Genomic DNA, 18,211 nt, shown 5'->3' on the forward strand with positions numbered 1-18,211 from the left:
CGCCCGGCCCAAGCGCCTCAGCCGGAGACGGTGCCCGCCCGGGAGGTCCCGCCGGTGTCATCGACATGCAGCAGCGAGGCCTGGGACTGCTCCTGCCGCAGCTGGAACTCGAAACGGGATCGATCGCCACGATGCAGTGCGATGAAGTATTCGATGGGGGTGCCGGACGCGTCGCGACTGATGCTCCGCAAGCGCAGCAGCGCCGATCCGGCGCTGACGTCGAGATGCTGTGCCTGGTCATGGGTGGCGACGGTCGCCTCCGCCGAGCGGATACCGTCGGTCGCCCGGATGCCGTGCTCTGCGAGCAACCGGTAGAGGGAGGCCTCGGACAGGTCCACCCCGAGCGTGAGCGCGCCGACCTGTTCCGGCATCCATGTCGTGGAGAGTGACCACGGCTCCCCGTCTACGTGGCGCAGCCGCTCCAGCGCGACCACGGGAGAGCCCACCGGCACCTCGAGCGCCGCCGCGACATCCGCATCGGCCTTCTCGCGCTCGTGCCGGAGGATGTCGCTGTGCACGTGACCACCGCGCCGCTCGACATCGTCGAACAGGCCGATCAGCGTGTGCACCAGCGACTCGCTCGTGCGAGGGCGGGAGACGAACGTGCCCTTGCCCTTGACCCGCTCCACCAGACCCTCGTGCTCCAGCTGCGCGAGCGCCTGCCGGACGACGGTGCGCGAGATGCCGTACCGCTCGCACAGCCGGTGCTCTCCGGGAAGAGGATCCCCGGGCTGCAGGCCGTCGCGTTCGATGCCGTCGATGATCAGCTGCCGCAGCTGGTCGTACATGGGGGCGGCGGAGTGGCGATCGATCGCATCCGCGCCTGCCGTGGCGGACATCTAGTACGCCACCCCCGCGTGCAGGATCACGTTCGCATACGGCGTGAACTCACCGGAGCGGACGAACGCACGAGCGCCGCGCGTGAGCTTCTTGAAGTCGACGTGGGGGACGAGCTCGATCTCGATGCCGGGCAGCCGCTCTCGCAGCTGCGCCAGCACCTCGGGACTGTGGGTGGCGATCTCCGCGGACGCCGTCGCCCCTTCCACGACCATCTCGGCCAGCACCGTGTCCAGCACATCGAAGAACGCCGGGGCGCCGGGGCGATAGGCGAGATCGATCCGCTCGGATGCGGGCGGGATCGGCAGACCGGCATCGGTGACGACGATGAGGTCGGTGTGACCGGTCTCGCTGATGACGCGGGAGAGCGCGGGGTTGATCGTCGTCGATGTCTTTCGCATGAGGGCTCCTGCTCAGGATGCGCGCGAGGCCAGGAAGGCGTCGACGTCGCGGCGGACGGGGAGGCTCGGGGACGCGCCGTGCTTGGTGACCGTGAGTGCTCCCGCCGCGGTGGCCAGACGCACGGCATCGGTGAGGGGCACACCGTTCGCGAGCGCTGCGCCGAGGTAACCGGCATAGGCGTCGCCGGCGGCGGTGGTGTCGACCGCGTCGACCGGGTACGCGGGGACGATCGTCGCGCCGTCGGAGGTCACGACGCACGAGCCCTGCCCGGCGAGGGTGATGACCGCAGCCCCTGCGCCCTGATCGAGGAACCAGCGTCCGGCCTGCTCGGCGCTCGGGGGATCGGTCACCTCGATGCCGCTGAGTACGGATGCCTCGGTCTCATTCGGTGTGACGATGTCGATGCTGCGCCATACCTCGGCCGGAAGCGGTGCGGCGGGCGCCGGATCGAGGATGACCGTGAAGCCGAGCTCCTGTCCGCGTGCAGTGATGTGGGCGGTGAGTGCGGACGGCGTCTCCAGCTGGGTGAGCAGAACCGAGCTGGTATCCGCCAAGGCGTCCAGAGCCGTGTCGATCTGTTCCGTGCTCAGCTCCGCGTTGGCGAGCGGCACCATGACGATGTCGTTCTGCGCGGAAGCATCCACGCGGATGTGCGCGATGCCGGTCGGACCGGGCACCGTGCGCAGGTGGGCGAGATCGACGCCGGCCTCCGTGAGTCCGTCGACGATGAGGTCGTGGAACAGATCGTCGCCGACGCAGCCGACGAAGGAGGTCTGCGCCCCTGCGCGGCCCGCGGCGACCGCCTGGTTGGCGCCTTTCCCGCCGAGGAAGAGCGTGAACTGATCCCCGAGGATCGTCTCGCCCCGGGCGGGCAGGCGCTGCGAGAACGTCGTCACGTCTGCCGTGACGCTGCCGACGATGACGACGCCGGTGCGTCCTGCAGTGGGGGAGGTGGGCATCGCGCTCTGATCTCTTTTGACTTCGCCGACAGCTGTCATTACATTAGCCGAATCCAGACCTGTAACGACAGGTTGCGACCCCCTCCACGCCTGAAGAGTCCTCCCATGTCTGCTCCCGCCATCGCCCCACGTCTGTACGTCGACAGCGCCGACCTCGAGCGGGTGTCCCGGCTGCTGGCCGCCGGCGTCGTGCACGGGGTGACCACGAACCCGACGATCCTCGAGCGCGGCGGACGAACGACGGCTGAGATCCCCGAGCTCTACGCCCGATGGGTGAGCGAGGGCGCACGCGAGATCTTCTTCCAGACCTGGGGCCAGGGCCGCGATGAGCTGCTGCGCAACGCCGACACGATCCGGGCGCTCGGCGATCGGGTCGCCGTGAAGGTGCCGGCGACCGCCGCGGGATTCGCCGCGGCATCCGCTCTGGTCGATGACGGGGTGAGCGTGCTGGTGACCGCGGTCTACTCCGCGGGCCAGGCGCTCGCTGCGGCGAACATCGGCGCCCGTTACATCGCCCCCTACCTCGGGCGTCTGCGCGACGCCGGGGTCGACGGTGGCGCGCTGATCGCCAGGATGCAGGCCGTGTGCGCGGGCAGCGAGACCAACGTGCTCGCGGCGAGCCTGCGCTCGGCGGAGGACATCGTCTCACTGCGCCTGGCCGGCGTGCCGTACTTCACGGCTGCACCGGACGTGCTCGACGAGCTGCTCTTCCACGAGGTCAGCGACAGCTCGGCAGCGGACTTCGACGCCGCGATGGAGCGCATCGGCGCGTAGCGCGCGTCAGGCGGCCGCCGCCTGGCGCAGCCAGCGCTCCACACCGGCGATGTGCGCGGTGGCGAGCGAGGTCGCCAGGTTCGGATCGCGCTGTGCGATCGCGTCCGCGATGGCACGATGCTCTGACAGCGTCCGCTCGACGGCGCCCTGCTCGGTCAGGCCGCGCCACACGCGTGCCCGGACGGTCTGGCCGCTGAGACTCTCGATGAGGCTCGCGAGATAGGCATTGCCGGCCATGCGCACGATCTCGCGGTGGAAGCGGATGTCGTGCTCGACGAGGTCGTCGATGCTCACCCCGGCCTGCACGGACTCGAGTTCCTCGTACAGCACCGCGATGGCGTCCTCGGTGCCGAGGGTCGCGGCCAGGCCGGTGGCTTGGGACTCCAGCATCCGTCGCACCGCGAAGATCTCCAGCAGCGAGTCGTCGTCATGCATGTCGGCGACGAAGGAGATCGCCTCCAGCAGCAGGTGCGGTTCGAGGCTGGTCACATACGTGCCGTCGCCGCGTCGCACGTCGAGCACCCGGATGACCTCGAGTGCCTTCACCGCCTCGCGCATCGAGTTGCGAGAGAGGCCGAGCCGCTCGGCGAGCTCCTTCTCGGGGGGCAGTCGGTCGCCGGGGCGCAGCTCGCCGGACACGATCATCGCCTTGATCTTCTCGATCGCCTCGTCGGTGACAGCCATGTGCGTCATCATAACTATTCATCCGATGTCTGGGGCAGGATGGTGGCATGCGCGTTCTCGATTCGCATCTGCACCTGTGGGACCCCGAGGTTCTGGAGTATGCGTGGCTGGAGGGGGCGCTGCGTGCCCGGTTCGCCGCGGACGAGCTCGCAGCTTCGCGTCGCGCCGAACACGAGCACGGGGCGGTCTTCGTGCAGGCCGACTGCGCGCCTGAGCAGTTCATCGACGAGGTCGAGTGGGTCGGATCCCTGGCTGGGCGCACCGGGATCCGCGGCATCGTGGCCGGTGTGCGCCTCGATCGCGGCGCCGGAACCGAGGAGGATCTGGATGCTCTCGCGCATCACGGCCTGGTGGTCGGGGTGCGCCATCTGCTGCAGGGGGAGTCGGACGGGTTCGCGTCCTCCCGCGCCTTCCGCTCCGGCGTCGCGGCACTCGTGGCGCGCGACATGACCTTCGACGCGTGTGTGCGCGGGGCGGCTCAGCTGCGGGATGTCGCCGCGCTGGCCGGCGACGTGCCGGATCTGCGGACGGTGCTCGATCATCTCGGCAAGCCCACTGTCGGAACGGCGCGGGCGCCGGCGATGCCCTCGCCGGAATGGACGGATGCCCTGCACGCCCTCGCCGTCCACGAGCAGGTGTTCTGCAAGCTGTCCGGCCTCCCGGCCGAAGCCGGCGGCGAGTGGACCCCCGCGCACGTGCAGCCGTTCCTCGATGTCGCCCTCGACGCCTTCGGGCCCGAACGACTCATGGTGGGCAGCGACTGGCCGGTCTCGGCGGTGAGGGCCTCCGGCTGCGCGGGCGGCGGCGACGCAAAGATCGACGGGGACGCCATCGGCACCTGGGTGGATACCGTGGCGTCCTGGGCTGCGTCGCACGGTCTCGACGTCGACGCGATCATGTGGGGCAACGCCGAGCGCTTCTACCGGCTGCCGTAGGACGGCCGGCCCGCGGGCGCGTCCTACTCGGGACGCAGGCGCAGCTGCGCCATGCCTCCGTCGACCTCGATGAACGTGCCGGTGGTCGACCCGGCTGCCGGCGACACCAGGTACGCCACAGCCGCGGCGACCTCGTCCGGGCTGACCAGCCGGCCGTGCGGCTGCCTCGCTTCGAGGGCGGCCCGCTCGGCCTCCGGGTCGGCGGCCTGACCGAGCAGCCGCCCGACCCACGGGGTGTCGGCGGTGCCGGGGTTGACGGCGTTGACGCGGATGCCCTCACGCAGGTGATCGGCGGCCATCGCGCGGGTGAGCGCTGAGACGGCGCCCTTCGACGCCGTGTACAGCGCACGCTGGGGCAGACCGGTGGTGGACGCGATCGAAGCGGTGTTGCACACCGCCGCAGCGGGCGACCGGCGCAGCCACGGCAGGGCGGCCGAGGTCACGCGTGCGATGCCCGTGACGTTCACGGAGAGGACGCGCGCCCACTCGTCGTCGTCGTTCGCGGTGATGTCGCCGACGGCGCCGATGCCGGCGTTGTTCACGACGATGTCGATGCGCCCGAACTGCTCGGCGACGGCAGCGACGGCGGCATCCACGCTCGCGCGGTCGGAGACGTCGGCGCGGAATGCCGCGAAGCGCTCGTCGGCGCCGGAGGGATCGCGGTCCAGGACGGCGATCCGCGCGCCGTCGTCGTGCAGGCGGGCCGCGATCGCCGCGCCGATTCCGGATGCGCCGCCGGTGACGATAGCGACGAGCCCGTCGAGCGCCGGTGCTGCGGTGGGGTGCGAGGTTGCCTGCGTCATCTCTGTGCCTCCCAGGCCACGAAGGTCTGGCGCTGATGGCCGAGCCCGTCGATCTCGATGTCGACGACGTCGCCGTCGACCAGGTACGGGTACTTGCCCGACAGGGCGACGCCCTCCGGGGTGCCGGTGAGGATGAGGTCACCGGGCTCGAGCGTCATGTACTGAGAAAGGTGGTGCACGATGGTGCGCACGTCGAAGATCATGTCCGAGGTGTTCGAATCCTGGCGCGGCTCGGCGTTGACGAAGCTGCGCAGGTTGAGGTTGGACGCGTCGACCTCGTCGGCGGTGACCAGCCAGGGGCCGGTGGGGTTGAATCCGGCGGCGATCTTGCCCTTCGACCACTGTCCGCCGGAGACTTCGAGCTGGAACGATCGCTCCGACACGTCGTTCGCGACCACATAGCCGGCGATATGCGCGTCTGCCTCGGCGGGCGAGTCGAGGTAGGCGGCGCGGGCGCCGATGACGACGCCCAGCTCGACCTCCCAGTCCGTCTTCTCGCTGCCTCGGGGGATCGTCACGGGGTCGTTCGGGCCGACGACCGTGTTCGGCGTCTTCAGGAAGATGATGGGGATCTTCGGCGGCTCCGAACCCGACTCGGCGGCGTGGGCCGCGTAGTTCATCCCGATGCAGACCACGGCGCTGGGACGGGCGATCGGTGCGCCGATGCGGAGGTCACCGGCGTTCTCCAGCTCGGGAAGCTCGCCGGCTGCCAGGGCCGCCGCCACGCGCTCGCGGAAGTCGGTGGAAAGGAACTCTCCGTTGACATCGGATGTCAGGGGCCGCAGATCGAAGTAGTGGTCGCCATCCACCAGGACGGGGATCTCGGATCCGGGGGCGCCAAGCCGGGCGAACTTCATGGTTCTCCTACCTCGTTGGGGAGCCGCGATCAGGCGGCACGTCTGATTGACAGTATAGACATCGGATGTTTACACTCCAAGAGATCTGTGCAGGAAAGTCACGCTGCACGCAGGAGAGGACCGCAGTGAGCCGCATCGTCGCACTCGAGACCACCGACATCCGCTTTCCGACGTCGCTGAGCCTGGACGGCTCCGACGCGATGAATCCCGATCCGGATTACTCGGCGGCGTACGCGGTGATCCGCACGGATGCGGAGGACGGCATCGCGGGTCACTCCTTCGTCTTCACCATCGGTCGCGGCAACGACGTGCAGGTCGCGGCGATCGACGCGCTCGGCGGTCACCTCGTCGGTCGCGAGATCGAACCGCTGCTGGATGACATGGGCGGAACCTTCCGCGACATCATCGGCGACTCGCAGCTGCGGTGGCTGGGCCCGGAGAAGGGCGTGATGCACATGGCCATCGGCGCGGTGATCAACGCGCTGTGGGACATCAAGGCGAAGCGTGCAGGTCTCCCGCTGTGGCAGCTGCTCTCGCGGATGACCCCGGAGGAGATCGTCGATCTCGTCGACTTCCGCTACCTCTCCAATGCCCTCACCCGGGCCGAGGCCCTGGAGATCCTCCGCGCCGGCGTCGAAGGGCGCGAGCAGCGCGAAGCCGAGCTGGTGGCCACCGGTTACCCGGGGTACACCACGAGCCCCGGCTGGCTCGGATACTCCGATGAGAAGCTCGAGCGACTGGCCCGCGAGGCCATCGCCGACGGCTTCACCCAGATCAAGCTCAAGGTCGGCGCCGACCTGGACGACGACATCCGTCGTTTCCGGAAGGCGCGCGAGGTCGTCGGGCCCGACTTCCCGATCGCGATCGATGCGAACCAGCGGTGGGAGGTGTCCGAGGCGATCGAATGGGTCGGCGCCCTGGCCGAGTTCAACCCGGCCTGGGTCGAGGAGCCCACCAGCCCCGACGACATCCTGGGGCACGCCGAGATCGCCCGCGGCATCGCTCCGATCCGCGTCGCGACGGGGGAGCACGCGCAGAACCGCGTGATCTTCAAGCAGCTGCTGCAGGCCGGGGCGATCGAGGTCATGCAGATCGACGCCGTCCGCGTCGCCGGCGTCAACGAGAACATCGCCAATCTGCTGCTCGCGGCGAAGTTCGGCGTTCCGGTGTGCCCGCACGCCGGCGGCGTCGGTCTGTGCGAGGCGGTGCAGCACCTCTCGATGTTCGACTTCGTCGCGGTGACCGGCACGCGTGAGGGGCGGCTGATCGAGTACGTCGACCACCTGCACGAGCACTTCGTCGTCCCGACCGACATTCAGGGCGGGTCGTACATGGCGCCCTCCGCGCCGGGAACCGGCATGGAGATGAAGGCCGACAGCGTGAAGAAGTACGCCTGGACGGGTGCGCATGTCACCGACTGAGCGCGTGGTCCCGACGCTCGGCTACGGCGCGGCGAACGTCGGCAACCTCTTCCGGCAGCTCAGCGACGATGAGGCATGGGCGGTTCTGGATGCCGCGTGGGAGAGCGGCGTCCGCTACTACGACACCGCGCCGCACTACGGTCTCGGCCTCTCCGAGCGCCGCCTCGGAGCGTTCCTGCGGACGAAGCCCCGCGAGGAGTTCTTCGTCTCGACCAAGGCCGGGCGGCTGCTGCGTCCCAACCCCGCATTCGACGGGGGGTTGGACACCGACCACGACTTCTTCGTGCCGAACGACCTGCGGCGCGAGTGGGACTTCTCGGAAGCCGGCATCCGCACCTCGCTCGCCGAGTCCCACGAGCGGCTCGGCCTCGATCGGATCGACCTCGTGTATCTGCACGACCCGGAGCGCCATGATCTCGACCTCGCGGTCGCATCAGCGTTCCCCGCACTGGAACGACTCCGTTCCGAGGGCGCGGTGGACGCGATCGGCATCGGCTCCATGACCAGCCACGCGCTGGCCCGCGCCGTGCGGGCGGCGGACCTCGACATGATCATGGTCGCCGGTCGCTACACCCTGCTCGAGCAGCCGGCCGCCGAAGAGGTGCTCCCGGCCTGCCGCGCGCGGGGGGCCGGCGTGGTCGCGGCATCCGTGTTCAATTCCGGGCTGCTCGCGCAGGCTGAGCCGACGCGCGACGGCCGGTACGAATACGGCGGCGTCCCCGATGAGGTCTGGGATCGGCTGCAGCGCATCGTCGCGGTGTGCCGTGCGCACGACGTGCCGCTGCCGGCGGCCGCCATCCAGTTCCCGCTGCGGGACGCGGCGGTGCGGTCGGTGGTGCTCGGCAGCTCCCGACCGGCGCAGGTGCGTCAGAACGCGCAGCTGGCAGCGCTGGCCATCCCGGAGGACTTCTGGGCGGAGCTCGCCCACGAGGGACTCATCCCGGCCTGACTGCTCGCACCCGAATCGAGGAGGACACATGCTCGAAGGAATCGACCCGCTGCTGACGGGCGAGTTGCTGCTGCACCTGGATCGGATGGGTCACTCCGATGCCGTCGTGATCGCCGACGCGCATTTCCCCGCGTGGGGGCTGGGGGAGCGGGTCATCGACCTGCCCGGCACGACCACGCCCGAGGTGCTGGCGGCGATCCGCACCGTCATCCCTCTCGATGATGCGCCCGGTCTGGACCTCATGCAGTCGGCAGACGGCGAGGTGCTCGATGTGCAGCACGAGCTGATGGCGGCCGCGGGGACCACGGTGGAGACGACGCGGTTCGTGGAGCGCTTCGCCTACTACGACGCCGCCCGGCCCGCGTATCTCATGGTGCGCACCGGTGAGACGCGCAAGTACGGCAACGCGCTGCTGCGCAAAGGCGTCGTCGGCCACCCGTCCGCGTAAGCGGCTTCGACGTGTTCAGCCGGCCTGACCCCGCACCCCGACGCGGGGAGCGGAGGTCAGTGCAGGTCGATCGTCTGCACCGCGTGCACGGCGTCGCGGATATAGCGGTTGGCGTGGGCGGCGAGGTCATCGGAGTCCTGCCAGAGGTTGCGCCAGATGCCCAGCGTGTTGCTGAGCTCGGCACTGACCACGGCGGACGAGAACGACTCGAACACGACGGGGCCGTCGTAGCCGACGTCCCCGAGAGCGCGGAAGAAAGTGGCGAAGTCGACGGTGCCGGTCCCGAGGTAACCGCGGTGGCTGTCGCCGATGTGCACGTAGCCGAGCCGACCGGCCGCGGCGACGTCGTGCACGGGCTGGAAGAAGTCGGACTCCTCGATGTTCATGTGGTAGGTGTCCAGGTGTACCGAGACATCACCTGTGACGCCCTCAAGGAATCGGAGCGCGCCGCGTCCGGTGTTGAAGACGTTGGATTCGTAGCGGTTGACGACCTCGAGCGAGAGGCGGATGCCGCGCTCGGCGGCTTTCGCGGCAAGCCCGCTGATCGCCTGCCGGCTGTTGTCGATGCCGCGCGAGGTCGCCGGGGCCGGATACCTGCCCATCGCGGAGTAGATCACCCCGCACAGGACGTCGCCGCCCATGGTCGCCACGTGATGGAGGCAGCGCTCCAGCATCGCGACGCCGGCGGCGACGACGGCGGGGTCTTCGCTCGTGAGGTCGGTGGCGGGGGTGAGACCCAGGGACGCCGTCACGCCGAGGTCGTTGTCGCGCAGCATCCGCCCGGCGAGAGCGGAGTCGAACCCCTCCGCATCCATCAGCGGGATCTCGATCAGGTCGAATCCCGCCTGCTTCGTGCCCTCGATCGCGCGCCGCAGGCCCGCCTCGTCGAAGGTTCCGGTGAAGACCAGCCCGTGCGCACCGATGATCATGTCGTCCTCCTGCCCTGCGCATCCGAACGCAGCCGTGACCAAGTTGTTATTACAGGCATACCATGTGGGGGGAGCCCTTAGGTACATTTAGATACAACTTGCGCCGGCCCAGACGGGGCGGCACAATTGATCCGATGTTTGAAATGGATTCCACGAAGGAATCAACCCTTAGCCCTCCAAGGAAGCAGGTGAGCACATGAGTGATCCCATCCTCAGGGTGGAAGGCGTCAGCAAGGGATTCCCCGGGGTGCAGGCACTCAAAGACGTGCATCTCGAGGTACGCGCCGGCGAGGTGCTGGTCCTCGTCGGCGAGAACGGCGCCGGCAAGTCGACGCTCATGAAGATCCTGTCCGGGATCTACACCCGCGATGAGGGCACGATCACCTTCGAGGGCACGCAGGTGGAGCTGACCAGCCCCCTGCAGGCCCAGCAGCTCGGCATCACGATCATCCACCAGGAACTCAACCTGATGCCCGATCTCACCGTCGCGCAGAACATCTTCATCGGCCGCGAGCCGAGGTCGGCCGGGATCCTGTCGGAGCGCCGCCTCAACCGCCAGGCCGCCGAACTCCTCACTCGCCTGAACATCCGGCTCGACCCTCGGCAGAAGGTCGGTGAGCTCACCGTCGCCGAGCAGCAGATGGTCGAGATCGCCAAGGCCCTCTCGTTCAACGCCAAGGTGCTGATCATGGACGAGCCCACCTCGGCGCTCACCGACAGCGAGGTCGAGACGCTGTTCACGCTGATCGAGCAGCTCAAGGCGGACGGCACGGGGATCGTCTACATCTCGCACCGGATGGACGAGTTGCGCAGGCTCGCAGATCGGGTGAGTGTGCTGCGTGACGGCCAATACATCGGATCACTCGACAAGGATGAGATCAGCATCCCGAAGATCATCGAGATGATGGTCGGTCGTGTCATCGACGAAGGCACGCGTCCTGCGGCGCGTGACCACCAGGACGCGCCCGTCGTCCTCGACGTGGCCGGACTGTCCACCAAGACCCTGCTCAAGGACGTGTCGTTCCAGTTGCACCGGGGCGAGATCCTCGGGTTCGCCGGCCTCATGGGCGCGGGCCGCACCGAGACGGCACGCGCGGTCATCGGCGCCGACCCGCGCAGCGGAGGCACCATCCGGATCAATGGGCGCGATGCCAGGATCCACCAGCCCCAGGATGCCGTCCGCCGCGGCGTCGGATACCTCTCCGAGGACCGCAAGCAGCTGGGGCTCATGCTCGAGCAGGACGTCACCTTCAACACGGTCCTCGCTTCGTTGAGCAACTACGCCGGCGCGCTGGGCTGGATGGGTGACGGCAAGGCCAAGAACCAGACCAAGCAGTACGTGCAGCAGCTGCGCGTGAAGACGCCGTCGGTGAACCAGATCGTGAAGCTGCTCTCGGGCGGGAATCAGCAGAAGGTGGTCATCGCCCGGTGGCTGATGCGCGACTGCGACATCCTCATCTTCGACGAGCCGACCCGAGGCATCGACATCGGCGCGAAGGAAGAGATCTACCGGCTCATGCAGCAGCTCGCCGACGCGGGCAAGTCCATCATCGTCATCTCGTCGGAGCTGCCGGAGATCCTCCGCGTCGCCAACCGCATCGCGGTGTTCGCGAACGGCCGGATCACCGGAACGCTCCGCAACGAGGAAGCCAGCCAGGAGAAGATCATGCAACTCGCAGCCCACGGGGAGGAAGACCGATGAGCACCCCACAGCATTCCGGAGAGACGACCACCGTCATCCAGCAGGCCGTCGCCGAGAACACCGACAAACGTGACGTCGCCGGGTTCCTCAAGCGCCAGCTGCAGCAGTCGTTGGCGTTCGGCACCCTCATCGTCCTGGTGATCTTCTTCTCCGTCGCGAGCCCGAACTTCTTCACGGCCAGCAACATCGCCACGGTGCTGCTGTCCACCGCAGTGATCGGCATCCTCGCCCTCGGCACCACCTTCGTCATCATCACCGGCGGCATCGACCTGTCGCTGGGAACCGGAATGGCGCTGTGCGCCGTCATGACGGGCGTGTTCGTCACGAACTGGGGCCTGCCGGTGTGGGTCGGCGTGCTCGGCGGCATCGCGACCGGTGTCCTGATGGGGCTCATCAACGGCCTGAACGTGACCTTCCTGCGCCTTCCCCCGTTCATCGCGACACTCGCGATGATGATGATCGCCGGCGGGCTCGCCCTGGTCATCTCCGGCGTCGCGCCGATCTACTTCTCCACCTCGGCACCGGACTTCAAGAAGATCGCGCTCGGGGTGATCATCCCCGGAATCCCGAATGCGGTCCTCATCACGGCCGTCCTCGCGATCATCGCCGCCATCGTGCTGTCGAAGACCCTGCTCGGCCGGTACACCTTCGCGATCGGCTCCAACGAGGAGGCGACGCGGCTGTCGGGTGTGGACACCCGCCGCTGGACGGTGTTCATCTACATGTTCGCCGGCGCCTTCACCGGCATCGCGGGCATCATCATCGCCTCCCGTCTCGACTCGGCGCAGCCGCAGATCGGCACCGGGTACGAGCTCCAGGCCATCGCTGCCGTGATCATCGGCGGCACGTCGCTGCTCGGCGGCCGCGGCTCGATCCTGGGCACCGTCGTCGGCGCGCTCATCATGAGCGTGCTGGTCAACGGCCTGCGCATCATGTCGATCCAGACCGAATGGCAGAACATCGTCGTCGGCGTCGTGGTGCTGCTGGCCGTGTTCTTCGACTCGCTGCGCAACCGCCAGCGCACCTGATCGTTCCCTTCCTGTCCACACCGCCGGCAGACGCCGGCACTCACACAACAATGGAGTTTCCATGAAATTCGGCAAGAAGACCGCATTCGCGGCCCTGGTGGCCGCATCCGCACTCGTCATGGCCGGCTGCGCCGGCGGCGGCGAGGTCATCGAGGAGGGCGCCGCCCCCGAGGGGGGCAGCGGCGACGGAGAGATGTACATCGCCCTCGTTTCCAAGGGCTTCCAGCACCAGTTCTGGCAGGCCGTGAAGACGGGCGCGGAGCAGAAGGCGGAAGAGCTCGGCATCCGGATCACCTTCGAAGGCCCGGCCGCGGAGACCGAGATCGCCCAGCAGCTCGAGATGCTGACGGCCTCCATCGACAAGAACCCCGACGCGATCGCGTACGCCGCGCTCGACCCCGAGGCGTGCGTCGCCCCGCTCGAGCAGGCGAAGTCGAAGGACATCCCCGTCGTCTACTTCGACGCGCCCTGCAACGGCGATGTCGGCCTGAGCCTGGCCGCCACCGACAGCAAGGTCGCCGGCGCGCTGGCAGCTGAGAACATGGCAGAGCTCATCGGCGGAGAGGGCGAGGTGGCCATCGTCGGGCACTCGCAGATCAACTCCACGGGTGTCGAGCGCCGCGACGGCTTCGTCGAGAAGATCGAATCGGACTACCCGGACATCGAGATCGTCGACATCCAGTACGGCGACGGCGACCACCTGAAGTCTGCGGACATCGCCAAGGCCATCATCGCCGCGCACCCCGACCTCAAGGGCATCTATGGCACCAACGAAGGCTCGGCCATCGGCGTCGTGAACGCGGCGAACGAGCTCGGCCTGGAGAAGGGCAAGATCACCATCATCGGTTTCGACTCCGGTGCGGCCCAGATCAACGCCATCAAGGACGGAACCATGGCGGGCGCCATCACTCAGGACCCGATCGGCATCGGCGCGCAGGTCGTCCAGGCCGCGTACGACGCCGCGATGGGCGAGTCGCTGGACGAGTTCTACGACACGGGCTCGTACTGGTACGACGCCTCCAACATGGAAGACGAGAAGATCGCCGCAGTCCTCTACGAGTGATCTGATCTGACCTGAAACGGCCCCTCACCTTCGGGTGAGGGCCGTTTCGTGTCACGCTGGGGTGCGCGGCGGCGGGTCAGGCGAGATCGAGCAGGCGGGCGGGGTTGGCGACCAGCATCCGCTCGACGGCGCCGATGCCGACGGCGTCCCGCAGTCGAGGCAGGTAGCGGTCGCCGAGGTAGGCGAGCCCGGGCATGCCGCCGTACGAGACGTACCGGGTGCGGCGGGCGACGTCACCGCCCAGGAGGATGCGGTCGCCCGCGCCACGTCGGACGGCCTCGACCGTGAGTGCGAGCAGCTCCGCGTCGCTGCGGGTGCGCGGCCGAGCGAAACCGTCATAGCCGAGGTACGCCCCTCGTTCTGTCAGCGCGGCGTGCAGGCCGGCGTCCGGATCGCGGTCGGCGTGTGCGAGGACGACCCGATCGGATGCCACGCCCTCCGCCGCGAGCAGATCGAGCACCTCGTGCGCCGCCGTGCAGAATTCGAGGTGCACCATGACCGGTGCGTTCGTCGCGCGGTGCGCCGTGGCCACAGCCTCGAGGGTCGTGCGTTCGAACGCACTGATGCGCCAGTAGTCGATGCCGCCCTTGAGCAGGCCGGCGCGCACGGGGCTACCGTCCGGCGCATGGGCGAACGGTACGTCGGGGCTCTCGAGGACGATGGCGTCATCGACGGGCATGCCGGTGGTCACGTCGGCGATGAACAGTTCCGCGAGCTGCTCCGCGTGCCACGCCCGAATCGGATGGTCGGAGCCGTAGTGCGCCTCGCGATGCCGCCCGGTCGCTGCGACGACGTGCAGTCCGGTCGCCGCGCTGATGCGTGCCACCGCTTCCGGGTCGCGTCCGAGGCCGAAGGGGGTGGCGTCCACCATCGCGGCGAAACCGCTCGCCTTCAGCAGCCCGGCCTCGGTGCGCGAGGCGTCCTCGTCGTCGAGTTCGTCACCGGGCAGGAGGGGGGTGACCTGGAAGAGATGCTCGTGATAGTTCGTCGGGCCCATCTCCGCCGCGTCGAGGTCGGCGAGCACCGTGCGGATCATCAGTGGGCTCCTTCGGCGGCCTCCGCGAGCTGCTCGACGACCTCGGGCGTCAGCGTCAGCTCGAACACATCGGCGACGACCTGCGACCAGCCGTGGATGAAGTACCGCCAGCCGTCGACGACGTGCAGCGCGCGGCTCTCCTGCTGCGCACGCGCCTGGTGCAGGAACTCCAGCGAGCCGCGGTAGTTGAACTCCCACACGTAGGCGCCCTCGGGGAAGGCGACGTCATCGGGAAGAGGGGAGCCGGGGCGGTCCTTGCCGAGACCGGTGGCGTTGACGGTGAGCGACCCGGCGGGAGCGGCGGCGACGAGCTGGGCGGCATCGGCGATCGAGTCCGTGCGGACGTACTCGATGAGCCCGTCGCGGGTGCCGTGCTGACGGTGCACCTCGCGCAGGTGATCGAGCTTGGCGTCATCGCGGGCGGTCACGGTCACCTTCGCGGGCGCGTCCGCGCGCTCGGACAGCGCCCAGCTCAGCGCCGTGCCCGAACCTCCTGCGCCGAGGATGATGACGTGTGCGCCGGTGCGGGCGAAGTGATCGGCCGGAAGGAAGTCGTTCAGCGCCAGGTCCACGGTGATGGGGTCCTTCGCGCGTCCGGAGAGGATGTCGCCGCGCTTGGCGATGCTGGAGATCTCCGCGCACGACACCGCGAACGGGTCGAGGTCCTCGAACAGATCCGATGCCGCGGCGTACACGTTCATCTTGTGCGTGGTCACCAGGGCGCCGCGATGGTGGGGGTCATCGCGGATCTGCTCGACGATCGCGCGGTACTGCTCCGTGGTGGCATCCATCGGCAGGTCGTGCCCGATCAGCGTGCGGGTAGGCAGTCCGAGGATGTCGGCCCACAGCGGGAAGACCTTCATGATCGACGAGGATGCAGTGGTGACGCCGACGAAGCCCATGTAATCGGCGTCGGGGGTGTGTGTCATGACGGCCCTTTCAGGGGGAGACGGGGTGGGCGGGCGCGGCGTCCGCGAGCACGGCGATCACGTCGTCGAGCGAGAGGGAGCCCATGTTGTCGACGGCCTGCGTGGTCTGCGCGCCCAGATGTGGGGTGATGATCACGCGCTCGGCGAGTTCGGGTGCGAGCAGAGGGCTCGCGGATGCGGCGGTGTCGCCGTCGAGGGTGTCGGCGGCGTAGCAGGCAAGGCGGCTGTCTGCCAGCGCGCGCGCGACGGCCGCCTCGTGGACGAGGTCGGGGCGGGCGGTGTTCACGATGATCGCGCCGCGGCGGATGCCGTCGAGCCGATGCGTGTCGACCAGTCGCTGTCCGCCGGGGGCGTGCAGCGTGATGAGGTCGGCGGAGTGGAACAATTCGTCGAGCTCGACGCGCTCGGCGCCGAGTGCGGGGAACCGCTCGGCAGGGACGAATGGATCGGCGGCGAGGATGCGCGGGCCGAAGCCGCTCAGTCGTCGCGCCACGCCCTGGCCGATGCGGCCGAAGCCGACGATGCCGACCGTGGCGGCGCCGAGTTCGCGCCCCCGGCGGACGCTCCAGTCCCCCCGCCGCACGCGGCGATCGCCGTCGGGGATCAGGCGGAGGGCGGCGAGCATGAGGCCGACCGCGTGATCGGCGACGGCGTCCGCGTTGGCGCCGGGGGTGTTGGTGACGATGATGCCGCGTTCTGCGGCAGCGCCGAGGTCGACGGCTTCGGTGCCGACACCGTAGCGGGCGACGATCCTGAGGCGCGGCGCGGCGTCCAGATGCGCGGCGGTCACGGGGCCCGTGCCGGCGATCCACGCGTCCGCTGTCGCCAGCAGCGGGGCGAGCTCGTCGAGATCATGGTGGGCGGGTCCGCGGACGATCTGGTGACCGGCGTGCGCCGCACGTGCGAGGAGGTCGATGTCGCCGTCCGAGAACGAGCGGCTGGTGGCGAGGATGATGCCCATCAGCCCGCCCCTCCGGCGAACCACGGCGCGAGGGCGTCGTATGCGGCGGTGAAGCGGGCGTGGCGCGATGCGTACACGCGGTGGCGACCGGCGTCCGGCGTGAACTCGGCGGTCACTTCGCTGAGCGCCCGCGCGGCGGAGAAGTCGGCGAGTCCGAGACCCACCGCGCCGGTGACGGCGGCACCGAGACTGTTCGCTTCCTCGACGATGGTGCGCCGGCGCACCGGCACGCCCCACACGTCGGCGAGGATCTGCAGCAGCGCGTCGCTCTGCGCCCCGCCGCCCACGGCGTCGATCCGGTCGATCGAGGCGCCGGACTCGCGGAAGGCATGGATGCTGGTGAGGAGGTTGTACCCGATGCCCTCGAGCACCGACTTGACGAGGTGCCGGCGGGTGTGGTGGCGCCCGATGCCGACGAACGCGCCGCGGGCGTTCGGGTCCCAGATGGGTGAGCGTTCGCCGAGCAGGTACGGCAGGAAGTAGAGATCCTCGGTGTCGAGGTCGCCGGCCGCTTCTGCGGTGAGCCGCGCGGTCTCGGGGTGTGCGGGGTCGGGGGAGAGCGCCTCGGAGATCCACTGAATGGAAGCGCCCCCGGCCTGCATGGTGGCTGTCGGCACGAAGCCGCCGGGGACGACGTTGTCGAACGTGAAGGTGCGCATTCCGGCATCGCGCACCGGGGCGGGGCTGGCGAACGAGATCCAGGACGAGGTGCCCAGGCACACGTAGGCGCCGTCCTCGGGAGCGACGATGCCGGAACCGACGGCGGCCATCGGGCCGTCGCCGCCGCCCATGACGACGCGGACGCCGGTGTGCAGGCCGAGTGCGGCCGCTGCGGCATCCGTCAGTGTTCCAGCGATCGCGGTCGAGTCGAGGATCTCGGGGAAGAGCGTGCGGTCCAGGCCCGCGGCCGCGAGAACCTCGTCGGACCAGTCGCCGGTGCGCTGGTCGTAGGCGTTGGTGCCCGAGGCATCGGAGCGGTCGGTGGCCAGGCGTCCGGTCAGGCCGAGCACGATGTAGTCCTTGGCGACGCAGAATCGTCGGACGCGAGCCCAGACATCGGGCTCGTTATCGCGCACCCACATGATCTTCGGGACCGAGTAGGTGGGGTTCAGCCGGTGTCCGAGCATCTCGTAGGCGTGCTCGGCGCCGAGCACCCGCTCGAGCTCGCGCTGCTGCGCGCCCGACCGGGTGTCGGCCCAGATGATCGCGGGTCGCACCGGCGTGCCCTCGCCGTCCAGGAGGACGGCGCCCATCATCTGACCGCTGACGACGAGGCCGTGTACGTCCGATGCCGCGGTAGCGGTGCGCTCGACAAGCTCGCGGGTGGCCGAGACGACGGCATCCAGCCAGTCCTGCGGATTCTGCTCGGCGATGCCGCCGGCGGCGAAGTGCGCCGGGTAGCGGACTGTCGTGGATGCCACCAGACGGCCGTCGTCGTGGTGGAGCGAGGCCTTGTTCCCGGTGGTGCCGAGGTCGTGGGCGATGATCACAGTG

The 18,211-nt window shown here is 69.1% G+C and carries 19 protein-coding genes; 8 read left to right on the top strand and 11 right to left on the bottom strand.

Annotation, left to right across the window (positions count from 1 at the left end; all coding sequences use genetic code 11):
• Positions 1-17: 17 nt before the first annotated feature.
• Genes E4V99_RS14190 through E4V99_RS14200 form a run of 3 tightly spaced genes read right to left on the bottom strand, consistent with a single transcriptional unit; the run spans position 18 to position 2,198 of the window.
• Positions 18-839: a GntR family transcriptional regulator gene (locus E4V99_RS14190; protein WP_135066618.1), complete on the bottom strand. Its 822-nt coding sequence runs from the start codon at positions 837-839 to the stop codon at positions 18-20.
• Positions 840-1,238, bottom strand: a complete 399-nt coding sequence (gene rbsD, locus E4V99_RS14195; protein ID WP_135066615.1) for a D-ribose pyranase — start codon at positions 1,236-1,238, stop codon at positions 840-842.
• 12 nt (positions 1,239-1,250) lie between these two features.
• Entirely contained in the window at positions 1,251-2,198 is a 948-nt protein-coding gene (locus tag E4V99_RS14200) for a ribokinase (RefSeq protein WP_135117647.1), read from the bottom strand.
• Between the two features lie 105 nt (positions 2,199-2,303).
• Here E4V99_RS14200 and E4V99_RS14205 point away from each other — a divergent pair, with 105 nt between their 5' ends.
• The gene (locus tag E4V99_RS14205) at positions 2,304-2,972 is read left to right on the top strand and encodes a transaldolase family protein (RefSeq protein ID WP_135117648.1); all 669 of its coding nucleotides are present in this window, start codon (positions 2,304-2,306) and stop codon (positions 2,970-2,972) included.
• Positions 2,973-2,978: 6 nt separating this feature from the next.
• Here E4V99_RS14205 and E4V99_RS14210 read toward each other — a convergent pair whose 3' ends face one another.
• Positions 2,979-3,656 carry a FadR/GntR family transcriptional regulator gene (locus E4V99_RS14210; RefSeq protein ID WP_135117649.1) on the bottom strand — a complete coding sequence of 226 codons (678 nt, stop codon included), beginning with the start codon at positions 3,654-3,656 and terminating at the stop codon, positions 2,979-2,981.
• Between the two features lie 47 nt (positions 3,657-3,703).
• On the opposite strand from E4V99_RS14210, the gene E4V99_RS14215 reads away from it, so the two are divergent.
• A complete protein-coding gene (locus E4V99_RS14215) occupies positions 3,704-4,591 on the top strand; it encodes an amidohydrolase family protein (protein ID WP_135117650.1) in 888 nt (295 codons plus the stop codon).
• Between the two features lie 23 nt (positions 4,592-4,614).
• Here E4V99_RS14215 and E4V99_RS14220 read toward each other — a convergent pair whose 3' ends face one another.
• Together E4V99_RS14220 and E4V99_RS14225 are read right to left on the bottom strand one after the other, a co-directional pair.
• Entirely contained in the window at positions 4,615-5,394 is a 780-nt protein-coding gene (locus E4V99_RS14220) for an SDR family oxidoreductase (RefSeq protein ID WP_135117651.1), read from the bottom strand.
• On the bottom strand, positions 5,391-6,251 hold the full coding sequence (locus tag E4V99_RS14225) for a fumarylacetoacetate hydrolase family protein (RefSeq protein ID WP_135117652.1): 861 nt from the start codon (positions 6,249-6,251) through the stop codon (positions 5,391-5,393). Before E4V99_RS14225 ends, E4V99_RS14220 begins: the two co-directional genes overlap by 4 nt.
• A gap of 125 nt (positions 6,252-6,376) precedes the next feature.
• Between E4V99_RS14225 and E4V99_RS14230 the strand changes: the two genes are divergently transcribed.
• From E4V99_RS14230 to E4V99_RS14240, 3 genes are read left to right on the top strand one after another with little or no spacing between them, the layout of a single operon-like run.
• On the top strand, positions 6,377-7,672 hold the full coding sequence (locus E4V99_RS14230; RefSeq protein WP_135117653.1) for an enolase C-terminal domain-like protein: 1,296 nt from the start codon (positions 6,377-6,379) through the stop codon (positions 7,670-7,672).
• Positions 7,659-8,621, top strand: coding sequence for an aldo/keto reductase (locus E4V99_RS14235; protein ID WP_135117654.1), 963 nt, complete (start codon positions 7,659-7,661; stop codon positions 8,619-8,621). The genes E4V99_RS14230 and E4V99_RS14235 overlap by 14 nt, the downstream gene beginning before the upstream one ends.
• Before the next feature lie 28 nt (positions 8,622-8,649).
• Positions 8,650-9,069 (top strand): RbsD/FucU domain-containing protein, encoded by a 420-nt coding sequence (locus tag E4V99_RS14240; protein ID WP_135117655.1) that lies wholly within the window; start codon positions 8,650-8,652, stop codon positions 9,067-9,069.
• Positions 9,070-9,125: 56 nt separating this feature from the next.
• Here E4V99_RS14240 and E4V99_RS14245 read toward each other — a convergent pair whose 3' ends face one another.
• Positions 9,126-9,998 carry a sugar phosphate isomerase/epimerase family protein gene (locus tag E4V99_RS14245; RefSeq protein WP_135117656.1) on the bottom strand — a complete coding sequence of 291 codons (873 nt, stop codon included), beginning with the start codon at positions 9,996-9,998 and terminating at the stop codon, positions 9,126-9,128.
• A 196-nt stretch (positions 9,999-10,194) separates the two neighbouring features.
• On the opposite strand from E4V99_RS14245, the gene E4V99_RS14250 reads away from it, so the two are divergent.
• The 3 genes from E4V99_RS14250 to E4V99_RS14260 all read left to right on the top strand — a co-directional run bounded on the left by E4V99_RS14250 (position 10,195) and on the right by E4V99_RS14260 (position 13,791).
• A complete protein-coding gene (locus E4V99_RS14250; protein WP_135117657.1) occupies positions 10,195-11,700 on the top strand; it encodes a sugar ABC transporter ATP-binding protein in 1,506 nt (501 codons plus the stop codon).
• A complete protein-coding gene (locus tag E4V99_RS14255; protein WP_187270373.1) occupies positions 11,697-12,728 on the top strand; it encodes an ABC transporter permease in 1,032 nt (343 codons plus the stop codon). The genes E4V99_RS14250 and E4V99_RS14255 overlap by 4 nt, the downstream gene beginning before the upstream one ends.
• A 61-nt stretch (positions 12,729-12,789) precedes the next feature.
• On the top strand, positions 12,790-13,791 hold the full coding sequence (locus E4V99_RS14260; protein WP_135066579.1) for an ABC transporter substrate-binding protein: 1,002 nt from the start codon (positions 12,790-12,792) through the stop codon (positions 13,789-13,791).
• 76 nt (positions 13,792-13,867) lie between these two features.
• On the opposite strand, the gene E4V99_RS14265 is transcribed toward E4V99_RS14260, so the two are convergent.
• Genes E4V99_RS14265 through xylB form a run of 4 tightly spaced genes read right to left on the bottom strand, consistent with a single transcriptional unit; the run spans position 13,868 to position 18,207 of the window.
• Positions 13,868-14,827, bottom strand: a complete 960-nt coding sequence (locus tag E4V99_RS14265) for an aryldialkylphosphatase (RefSeq protein ID WP_187270372.1) — start codon at positions 14,825-14,827, stop codon at positions 13,868-13,870.
• On the bottom strand, positions 14,827-15,756 hold the full coding sequence (locus E4V99_RS14270) for a shikimate dehydrogenase (RefSeq protein WP_135117658.1): 930 nt from the start codon (positions 15,754-15,756) through the stop codon (positions 14,827-14,829). Before E4V99_RS14270 ends, E4V99_RS14265 begins: the two co-directional genes overlap by 1 nt.
• 10 nt (positions 15,757-15,766) lie before the next feature.
• On the bottom strand, positions 15,767-16,717 hold the full coding sequence (locus E4V99_RS14275) for an NAD(P)-dependent oxidoreductase (protein ID WP_135117659.1): 951 nt from the start codon (positions 16,715-16,717) through the stop codon (positions 15,767-15,769).
• Positions 16,717-18,207: a xylulokinase gene (gene xylB / locus E4V99_RS14280; RefSeq protein WP_135066573.1), complete on the bottom strand. Its 1,491-nt coding sequence runs from the start codon at positions 18,205-18,207 to the stop codon at positions 16,717-16,719. Before xylB ends, E4V99_RS14275 begins: the two co-directional genes overlap by 1 nt.
• Positions 18,208-18,211: the final 4 nt, after the last annotated feature.

The sequence above is a fragment of the Microbacterium sp. dk485 genome (assembly GCF_004570445.1).
GTDB classification, from domain to species: domain Bacteria; phylum Actinomycetota; class Actinomycetes; order Actinomycetales; family Microbacteriaceae; genus Microbacterium; species Microbacterium wangchenii.

Coding starts and splice junctions, on each gene's coding strand:
- E4V99_RS14190 (WP_135066618.1), bottom strand. CDS start 839: ATGTCCGCCACGGCAGGCGCGGATGCGATCGATCGCCACTCCGCCGCC.
- rbsD (WP_135066615.1), bottom strand. CDS start 1,238: ATGCGAAAGACATCGACGACGATCAACCCCGCGCTCTCCCGCGTCATC.
- E4V99_RS14200 (WP_135117647.1), bottom strand. CDS start 2,198: ATGCCCACCTCCCCCACTGCAGGACGCACCGGCGTCGTCATCGTCGGC.
- E4V99_RS14205 (WP_135117648.1), top strand. CDS start 2,304: ATGTCTGCTCCCGCCATCGCCCCACGTCTGTACGTCGACAGCGCCGAC.
- E4V99_RS14210 (WP_135117649.1), bottom strand. CDS start 3,656: ATGGCTGTCACCGACGAGGCGATCGAGAAGATCAAGGCGATGATCGTG.
- E4V99_RS14215 (WP_135117650.1), top strand. CDS start 3,704: ATGCGCGTTCTCGATTCGCATCTGCACCTGTGGGACCCCGAGGTTCTG.
- E4V99_RS14220 (WP_135117651.1), bottom strand. CDS start 5,394: ATGACGCAGGCAACCTCGCACCCCACCGCAGCACCGGCGCTCGACGGG.
- E4V99_RS14225 (WP_135117652.1), bottom strand. CDS start 6,251: ATGAAGTTCGCCCGGCTTGGCGCCCCCGGATCCGAGATCCCCGTCCTG.
- E4V99_RS14235 (WP_135117654.1), top strand. CDS start 7,659: ATGTCACCGACTGAGCGCGTGGTCCCGACGCTCGGCTACGGCGCGGCG.
- E4V99_RS14240 (WP_135117655.1), top strand. CDS start 8,650: ATGCTCGAAGGAATCGACCCGCTGCTGACGGGCGAGTTGCTGCTGCAC.
- E4V99_RS14245 (WP_135117656.1), bottom strand. CDS start 9,998: ATGATCATCGGTGCGCACGGGCTGGTCTTCACCGGAACCTTCGACGAG.
- E4V99_RS14250 (WP_135117657.1), top strand. CDS start 10,195: ATGAGTGATCCCATCCTCAGGGTGGAAGGCGTCAGCAAGGGATTCCCC.
- E4V99_RS14255 (WP_187270373.1), top strand. CDS start 11,697: ATGAGCACCCCACAGCATTCCGGAGAGACGACCACCGTCATCCAGCAG.
- E4V99_RS14260 (WP_135066579.1), top strand. CDS start 12,790: ATGAAATTCGGCAAGAAGACCGCATTCGCGGCCCTGGTGGCCGCATCC.
- E4V99_RS14265 (WP_187270372.1), bottom strand. CDS start 14,827: ATGATCCGCACGGTGCTCGCCGACCTCGACGCGGCGGAGATGGGCCCG.
- E4V99_RS14270 (WP_135117658.1), bottom strand. CDS start 15,756: ATGACACACACCCCCGACGCCGATTACATGGGCTTCGTCGGCGTCACC.
- E4V99_RS14275 (WP_135117659.1), bottom strand. CDS start 16,717: ATGGGCATCATCCTCGCCACCAGCCGCTCGTTCTCGGACGGCGACATC.